At 71.5% G+C, this 7,735-nt stretch carries 10 protein-coding genes and 1 tRNA gene; 8 read left to right on the forward strand and 3 right to left on the reverse strand.

Annotated elements, in window-relative coordinates; genetic code table 11:
- Both L0B03_RS11085 and orn read left to right on the forward strand, forming a co-directional pair.
- Positions 1 to 276, forward strand: a 276-nt coding sequence (locus tag L0B03_RS11085) for a hypothetical protein (RefSeq protein ID WP_250445855.1), incomplete at its 5' end; no start/stop codon positions are given.
- An 18-nt stretch (positions 277 to 294) separates the two neighbouring features.
- Positions 295 to 936, forward strand: a complete 642-nt coding sequence (gene orn / locus L0B03_RS11090; RefSeq protein ID WP_308200040.1) for an oligoribonuclease — start codon at positions 295 to 297, stop codon at positions 934 to 936.
- Between the two features lie 75 nt (positions 937 to 1,011).
- Here orn and L0B03_RS11095 read toward each other — a convergent pair.
- Together L0B03_RS11095 and L0B03_RS11100 are read right to left on the reverse strand one after the other, a co-directional pair.
- Positions 1,012 to 1,084: transfer RNA gene (locus L0B03_RS11095), tRNA-His, on the reverse strand.
- Positions 1,085 to 1,155: 71 nt separating this feature from the next.
- Positions 1,156 to 2,079, reverse strand: a complete 924-nt coding sequence (locus L0B03_RS11100; protein WP_250445856.1) for a hypothetical protein — start codon at positions 2,077 to 2,079, stop codon at positions 1,156 to 1,158.
- Positions 2,080 to 2,286: 207 nt separating this feature from the next.
- On the opposite strand from L0B03_RS11100, the gene L0B03_RS11105 reads away from it, so the two are divergent.
- The gene (locus L0B03_RS11105) at positions 2,287 to 2,634 is read left to right on the forward strand and encodes an STAS domain-containing protein (protein ID WP_250445857.1); all 348 of its coding nucleotides are present in this window, start codon (positions 2,287 to 2,289) and stop codon (positions 2,632 to 2,634) included.
- Positions 2,615 to 3,193: a helix-turn-helix domain-containing protein gene (locus tag L0B03_RS11110; RefSeq protein WP_250445858.1), complete on the forward strand. Its 579-nt coding sequence runs from the start codon at positions 2,615 to 2,617 to the stop codon at positions 3,191 to 3,193. The genes L0B03_RS11105 and L0B03_RS11110 overlap by 20 nt, the downstream gene beginning before the upstream one ends.
- Here L0B03_RS11110 and L0B03_RS11115 read toward each other — a convergent pair.
- Positions 3,174 to 4,055: a DUF1028 domain-containing protein gene (locus L0B03_RS11115; protein ID WP_250445859.1), complete on the reverse strand. Its 882-nt coding sequence runs from the start codon at positions 4,053 to 4,055 to the stop codon at positions 3,174 to 3,176. The two genes, L0B03_RS11110 and L0B03_RS11115, sit on opposite strands and share 20 nt — an antisense overlap.
- Before the next feature lie 136 nt (positions 4,056 to 4,191).
- Between L0B03_RS11115 and L0B03_RS11120 the strand changes: the two genes are divergently transcribed.
- The 4 genes from L0B03_RS11120 to L0B03_RS11135 form a co-directional block, all read left to right on the forward strand.
- Complete coding sequence (locus tag L0B03_RS11120) at positions 4,192 to 5,733, forward strand: ABC transporter substrate-binding protein (protein ID WP_250445860.1); 1,542 nt, start codon at positions 4,192 to 4,194, stop codon at positions 5,731 to 5,733.
- Complete coding sequence (locus L0B03_RS11125; protein ID WP_250445861.1) at positions 5,733 to 6,677, forward strand: ABC transporter permease; 945 nt, start codon at positions 5,733 to 5,735, stop codon at positions 6,675 to 6,677. The genes L0B03_RS11120 and L0B03_RS11125 overlap by 1 nt, the downstream gene beginning before the upstream one ends.
- Entirely contained in the window at positions 6,674 to 7,534 is an 861-nt protein-coding gene (locus L0B03_RS11130; protein ID WP_250445862.1) for an ABC transporter permease, read from the forward strand. Before L0B03_RS11125 ends, L0B03_RS11130 begins: the two co-directional genes overlap by 4 nt.
- Positions 7,531 to 7,735 (forward strand): ATP-binding cassette domain-containing protein (locus L0B03_RS11135; protein WP_250445863.1); only part of this gene is annotated, 205 nt, incomplete at its 3' end. The genes L0B03_RS11130 and L0B03_RS11135, both read left to right, overlap by 4 nt.

A 7,735-nucleotide genomic window follows, 5' to 3' on the forward strand; every position in this document is an offset into this window, starting at 1 on the left:
CCGCAGGGCCCGGGCCCTGCCTCGGCCCACCCTCCCGGCCCCGCACCGTCCCCAGCCGGTCGGCCCCGCGCCCGGCTGGACCGCGTCGACGTCGTGATCCTCACCGCCCTGACCGCCTTGCCGGCCGGGGGTGTCCTGCTGTGGGCGGGCGCCGGGGGGCTGATCGCCGCTGCTGTCACCGTCGGGACGGCAGCCGTCGTGCTCGTCGCGGTGCGGGTGAGCACCGCGCGGGACCCCGCCCGCACGGCACGCCGTCGGGGCGGGCGCGGGGGCTGACCCCGTACAGTGACGCGGGTGAGCCCTGCCCCCGCCGCCAACGACCGGATCGTCTGGATCGACTGCGAGATGACCGGCCTCGACCTGTCCCGCGACGCACTCGTGGAGGTGGCCGCCGTGGTCACCGACTCCGAGCTGAACGTCCTGGGTGACGGGGTCGACGTCGTCATCACCCCGCCGATCGAGGCCCTCGAGCAGATGGACCCCTTCGTGCGGACCATGCACACGACCTCGGGTCTGCTCGAGGCGCTGCCGGGGGGTACCACCCTCGCCGAGGCCGAGCAGCAGGTGCTCGACTACCTGCGCGCGTGGATCCCCGAGGCGGGCAAGGCCCCGCTGGCCGGCAACTCGGTCGGTACCGACAAGGCCTTCCTCGAGCGGGACATGCCCGGCCTGACCGGTCACCTGCACTACCGGATCATCGACGTGTCCTCCGTCAAGGAGCTCGCCCGCCGCTGGTACCCGCGGATCTACTTCGCCTCCCCTGAGAAGAACGGCGGGCACCGCGCCCTGGCCGACATCCTCGAGAGCATCGACGAGCTGCGCTACTACCGCGCCGCGATGCTCGTCCCCCAGCCGGGGCCGGACTCCGCTACCGCCAAGAAGGTCGCGGCCGGGGTCATGGCGAGCACGGTGCGGTCAGGGTTCAACGCGCCCTGACTGGACGAAAGAACGAGGCCCGAGGCTGCTTCACGGATGCTCTCCGCGATGCTGCCTCGGGCCTCGTTCGTGCGGGGTGGCTAACGGGACTTGAACCCGCGACCCCCTGGACCACAACCAGGTGCTCTACCTGCTGAGCTATAGCCACCATGATCCGTGGTGAGATCGTCACCGCGGACCGCCGAGAAGTCTACCCGCTCTCCCGGGGTGCTCCCGACCTCAGCTCGCGCGAGCCATGATCGCGTCGGCGAACCGGTCCAGCGCACCCTCGGCGAGCTCGAGGAACATCGACGGCTCGACCAGCTCGAGCTCCATGAGGACGGGCTCGCCCTCGTCGTCGCTGACCACGTCGACCCGGGCGTAGAGGAAGGTCGAGGCGTCCGCGACGTCCGCCTCGACCGAGAGCAGCCGGGCCGCCGTGTCGATGATCGTGCGGGCCACGGCGATCTCGGACTCCGAGGCGCTGCCCGAGCGCATCGTCTCCTCCTTGTACACACCCTCGACACCGACGTCGGGGCCGTCGAGCATGGCCTCCTTGACCACCGAGTGCGAGTACTCCCCCGCGACGAACACGTGGGCTCGCTCACCGTGGGTGTCGACACTGGTCAGGTAGCGCTGGACCATGACGGTCCGGTCCTCGCGCAGCAGGCGTCGGGCGTGCTGGATGGCCAGGCCGCGGGAGTTCGCGTTGATCGCGGTGTAGCGCCCGGTGTCCCGAGACCCGGCCGAGACGGCCGGCTTGATGACGAAGTCGCCGTCGGCCGGGAATCGGGTGTGCAGGGCGCGGGAGGTCAGGTTGCGCTCGGGCTCGAGCCACATCGTGGGCACGACGCCCACCCCCGCCTGCTCGAGCTCGCGCAGGTAGTGCTTGTCGGTGTTCCAGCGGACGACCGAGATGGGATTGGCGAGCCTCGTCACGGCCTCGACGCGGGCCACCCAGTCGAGGAACTCCTCGCGACGCTGGGCGTAGTCCCAGGTGGAGCGGATGACGACCAGGTCGTAGGAGGCCCAGTCGATCGAGGCGTCGTCCCAGACGGCGGGCTCGGCGGTCGCGCCGCGCGAGCGGAGCGCGTCGAGCAGGGGGACGTCCCCGGTGCCGAGGTCGGGCAGGGCGGAACAGGTGGCCAGTGCGATGCGTGTCACGTGGCGACACTAGCCGCCAACCCCGCCGACCGGGTGAAACCGGCGAGTGAGATACCCCTGGGGCCCGCGCGCGTCCTCGCCCGCAGTGCCGATCGGCCCGATCTAAGGTTGGATCTCTCGAGGGGGTCGAGTTCTTGATGCGACCACGGAGGGACGAAGACGCCGATGAGCGAGACGACGAGCCACGCACGCGACGAAGGATCCGGGATGAGCCTGCGCGAGCTGCCCGACAGCTCGCTGGTCGAGGCCTGGGGTGAGATCGACCTCGCGGTCCGGCACGCCGCCGGACCGATGTGCCAGGTGGTCGCCGAGCGGGCGTTGCCGGTGGTGATCGACGCCAAGGACATCACCTTCATCGACTCGACCGGCATGTCCATCCTCGTGCGGATCGCGCGGGACGCCGAGGCCGGCGGCTACCCGGTCCAGCTCCGCAACACCCCGTGGATGCTGCGCGAGCTGCTCACCATCACCGGCGTCGACCAGCTGCTGCCCTTCACGGACGACGACGGCGACCCGACCGACGCCCCGGGGACCGATGACCGCGAGCAGTCCTGACGCGGTCGGGCAGGTAGGCCTGACGGTCCGCGCCACCCGCCGTCGCCTCGGGCTCACTGTCGAGGCCCTCGCGTTGCGCGCCGGGGTCAGCACCGGAGCCGTGAGCCAGCTCGAGCGCGGCCAGGGCAACCCTGCCCTGCAGACCCTGCAACGGCTGGCCGACGCCCTGGGCGTGCCCGTCACGCGGCTGTTCGAGGAGTCCGCGCCCCCCGGCCACCTCGTGGTGCGTGCCCACGAGCGGCCACGCCTGCCCGATCCGCCGGAGAACGAGGGGCCCGCAGTGGTGCGTGAGCTGCTCACGCCCTCGGGAGGTCGGCTGCAGGTGATCCGCAGCGAGGTGCCGCCCGGGTTCAGCAACGAGGGACGCTCCTACCGGCACCTGGGCCAGGAGTGCGTCACGGTCCTCGAGGGACGACTCACTGTGGCCGTGGGGAATGAGGTCGTCGACCTCGGTCCGGGGGACGCGATGACCTACGACTGCACGCTGCCGCACTGGTGGGCCAACCCAGGCACCGAGCCGGCCCTCGTGCTCGGCTCGGTCACCCCGCTGGCCTTCTGAGCCCGCCGGCGCGGTCACGCAGCCGCTCCAGGACCGCCGCGTCCACCGCATCAGCCAGCAGGCGGTGCTCGAGGTTCTCGCTGTGCGCCCAGATGCTGAGGCGCTCGACGAGGCCCCCAGCGGCATGGCCCGAGACCTGCAGCAGGCGGTCGACCTCGGCCGCCGTCTCCCCGTCCAAGGGCAAGGCCGTGGCACGCTCGGGTCCAGAGACCACCACGCGGTGCAGCTCGAGGAGCCTCCGCAGCTCAGCCACGGGCTCGGGGTGGTCGTCGACCCGAAGATCCGTCCGCGCGGGGCTGCGGAGCCGGTCGTGGTCGCCGGCCCCGAGCACGAGCACCGCGGCGCTCTGGCGGCCCCTGCGGTCACCCCCCGCCCGCTCCCCCGCGGCCAGCGCGAGGAGCAGACGCTCAGCCAGCTTTCCGGGTGCCGCGGTGAAGGCTTCGACCATGGCCTCGAGCACGGTCGCGCCGGCCATGAGGTTGCCGATGGCCACGCAGTCCGTCCCGACGAGATGCCCCGCGGCCTCACTGCACAGCTCGCCGGTCCACACCGCAGGCTCCCCCGTGGTCCCCAGCACCGCGAGCTGACGGCGGGCCCGGCCCGCGTCGCCCTGCACCAGGATCTGGACGGCCTCCTCGGCCGGGACGCCGGCGCGCAGCAGGGCGAGGCCCTCCTCGCGGAAGGCGACGTTGGTGTGGGCCTGGGTCACCAGGGCTCCGTGACCTGCGGAGACGGCGGGCACCGTGGCCCCGACCGCGAGGTACTTCGACGCCGTCGCGGCCCCCAGCTCGGCACCGTCGGCCGAGCGTGCGACCAGGGAGTACGTCATGGCGTCCTCTCGCTCGTGCGGCCCGGCCGTCACGTCAACAGTGTGTAACGCTTCCGGCGTCCGCTTGACTCTGCTCGTTGAACCTTCGTCATAATGACGGATCTTCATCATACTGATGACGAGGGCGGCCACGGGGGCGGCGAGCCGACGGACGGAGAAGGGAAGCACCATGGGACGCGCTGCACGTTGGATCGGGGCAGGGGCCGCAGTGGCCCTCCTCGCAGCCTGCTCGCCCGGTGAGGGCGTCGACCTGGACGAGAGCGAGGGCGAGGGCACCGAGCAGACGGCCTCGGGCGAGACGCTCGTGGCAGCCATCGCCGGCGAGCCCGACCAGCTCGACCCGCACCGCACGTCGTCGTACTTCTCCTTCCAGGTGCTGGAGAACGTCTTCGACACCCTCGTCGAGCCCGACGAGAACCTCGAGATGCAGCCAGCCCTGGCCGAGTCCTGGGAGGTCAGCGAGGACCAGCTGACCTGGACCTTCGACCTGCGCGAGGGCGTCGAGTGGCATGACGGCACCCCCTTCACGGCCGAGGACGTCGTCTTCTCCTACACCCGCATCATCGACGAGGAGCTCGCCAACGCCTGGCGCTTCGCGTCGGTCACCGAGGTCACGGCCCCGGACGAGAGCACCGTGGTCATCGAGGTCTCCGCACCCACGCCCAACCTGCTGCCCAGCATCGGCGGCTTCAAGGGCATGGCGATCGTCCAGGAGGAGAACGTCGAGAGCGGAGACATCACCACCGCCCCTGTCGGCACCGGCCCCTTCTCCCTGGCGGACTACTCGGCGGGCGACTCGATCGACCTCACCGCGAACCCCGACTGGTGGGGCGGTGCCCCGCAGGTCAGCGGCGTGACCTTCCGGTTTGTCCCCGAGCCGACCACCGCCGTCGCCGAGATCACCTCGGGGGACGTGCACTGGACCGACAACGTCCCGCCCCAGCAGGTCGAGCAGCTCGAGGGCGACGACGCCGTGGTCCTCGGCGCTGCCGCGAGCAACGACTACTGGTATCTGGCTGCCAACCAGGGCCGTGAGCCCTTCGACGACGTCCGCGTGCGCCAGGCCCTCTCGTACGCGATCGACCGCGACGCGATCGCCCAGGTCACGCAGTACGGCAACGCGACCGTCAACCAGCTCGCCATCCCCGAGACCAGCGCCTGGCACACCGAGTACGACACCTACTCCCACGACGTGGACCAGGCCGCGAGCCTGCTCGAGGAGGCCGGCGTCGACGGGCTCGAGATCGACATGCTCGTGACCAGCGAGTACCCCGAGACCGTCACCGCGGCCCAGGCCATCGCTTCGCAGCTCGAACCCCTCGGCGTGACCGTCACCCCGCGCGAGGTGGACTTCGCCACCTGGCTCGACGAGCAGGGGCAGGGCAACTACGACGTGCTCATGCTGAGCTGGCTCGGGAACATCGACCCCGACGACTTCTACTACGCCCAGCACCACAGCACCGGGTCGTTCAACTTCCAGGGCTACGCCAACACCGAGGTCGACGCGCTGCTCGACGAGGCACGGACCGAGACCGACGAGGACGCCCGTCGCGACCTCTACGCCGCGGCCGCCCGTCAGATCGCCGACGACGCGAGCTACATCTACCTCTACAACCCCGACGTGGTGCAGCTCTGGGTGCCCGAGCTCGAGGACTACGAGGCCCGCGGTGACGGCGCCATCCGCTTCCGTGACGTGAGCATCACCGGCTGATGCTGCGGTTCACCCTGGTGCGCGCCGGCCACGCCGCCGTGGTGCTGCTCGGGGTGACCGTGGTGGTCTTCGCCCTGGTGCACCTCGTGCCCGGGGACCCCGTGCGGGTCGCCCTGGGCACGAGGTTCACGCAGGAGTCCTACGACGCCCTGCGCGCCGCCTCCGGGCTCGACCAGCCGCTGCTCACCCAGTACCTGCAGTACGTCGGCAACGCCCTGACCGGTGACCTCGGCGTCAGCTTCCGCACCGGGCAGCCCGTCACGTCGATCCTGCTCGAGCGCCTGCCCGCCACGATCTCCCTCGCGGCCGCGGCCCTGGTCGTGTCCCTGCTCATCGCCTTCCCGCTCGGCATCTACGCGGCCACCCACCACGGGCGCGCCTCGGACACCGTCGTGCGGGTCGCGAGCCAGGCCGGGGTCTCGGTGCCGGACTTCTGGCTCGGCATCCTGTTCATCCTGGTGTTCTCGGTGACCCTCGGCTGGCTCCCTCCCTCGGGCTACGTCCCCTTGACCGAAGACCCGCTCGAGTGGGCGCGGCGGGTGGCCATGCCGGCCCTCGCAGTCGGCCTGGTCTCCGGGGCGATCATCACGCGGTTCGTGCGCAGCGCGGTGCTCGAGTCCCTGGGTTCGGACCACGCCCGCACGGCGCGGGCCAAGGGGCTGCGGGCCCGCGTGGTGCTGCTGCGGCACGTGGTGCGCAACGCGATGGTGCCCGTGGTGACCGTGATCGGCGTCCAGGCGGCGACCCTGCTCGGCGGGATCATCGTGGTCGAGGTCGTCTTCGGCTGGCCCGGGCTCGGCCGGCTCACCTACGACGCCGTCGCTGCGCGGGACTACCCCGTCCTGCAGGGCTCGGTGCTGCTCGTGGCAGCCCTGTTCCTGCTCATCAGCTTCCTCGTGGACGTGCTCTACGGGAAGATCGACCCGAGGATCTCGGTCCGATGACCCCGACGACCTCCGCCTGGCGGCTCCTGGTCCGCAACCCGGTCTCGGTGGCCGGCCTCGGCGTCCTCGTCCTCCTGGTGTTCCTTGCCCTCCTAGGTCCTGTCCTGGTCCCCTACGGCCCCAACGCGGTCGACGTGACGCGCACCCTGCAGCCGCCCAGCGGGGCGCACTGGTTCGGCACCGACGACCTGGGCCGTGACGTGCTCAGTCGCGTGGTCCTCGCCGCCCGCGTCTCGCTGCAGGTCAGCGTGGTCAGCGTCAGCATCGCCCTGGTGATCGGCGTGACCCTCGGCCTGCTCGCGGGGTACTTCCGCGGCTGGGCCGACGCCGTGGTCATGCGGGTCGTGGACGTGCTGTTCGCCTTCCCCGTGATGCTGCTCGCGATCGCCATCGTCGCGGTGCTGGGCCCGGGCCTGACCACAGCGATGATCGCGATCGGCATCGTCTACGTCCCGGTCTTCGCGCGGGTCACCCGGGCCAGCGTGCTGGGCGTCCGCGAGGAGCCCTACGTGCGCGCCGCCGTGTCGATCGGCGCCCGGCCGCTCCGCATCATCCGCACCCACGTGCTGCCGAACGTCACCGCCCCGATCATCGTCCAGACCTCGCTCAGTCTGGCCTTCGCGATCCTCGCCGAGGCTGCGCTGTCCTTCCTCGGGCTCGGGGTCCAGCCCCCCGAGCCCTCCTGGGGTCGGATGCTCTTCGACGGCAAGGCCTTCACCGGCTCGTGGTGGATGAGCGTGTTCCCCGGCCTGGCGATCTTCGCCACCGTCCTGGCCTTCAACCTCGTCGGCGACGGGCTGCGTGACGTGCTCGACCCGCGCCAGCGGTCCGTCCTGGAGTCCCGGAGGGACCGATGACCAGCACCACCACCCCCGCCTTCGCCGTCGAGGACCTCGAGGTCACCCTGGGGCGCGGGTCCCGTGCGGCCCGCGTGGTCCGCGGCGTCTCGTGGTCCGTCGCGCCAGGGCAGAGCCTCGGCGTGGTCGGCGAGTCCGGCTCGGGCAAGTCCATGACCGTCCTGGCCGCGACCGGCCTGGTCCCGCCGCCGGCCCAGGTGC

It is taken from the genome of Actinotalea sp. C106 (assembly GCF_023630195.1).
In the GTDB taxonomy this organism is placed as follows: Bacteria; Actinomycetota; Actinomycetes; order Actinomycetales; family Cellulomonadaceae; genus Actinotalea.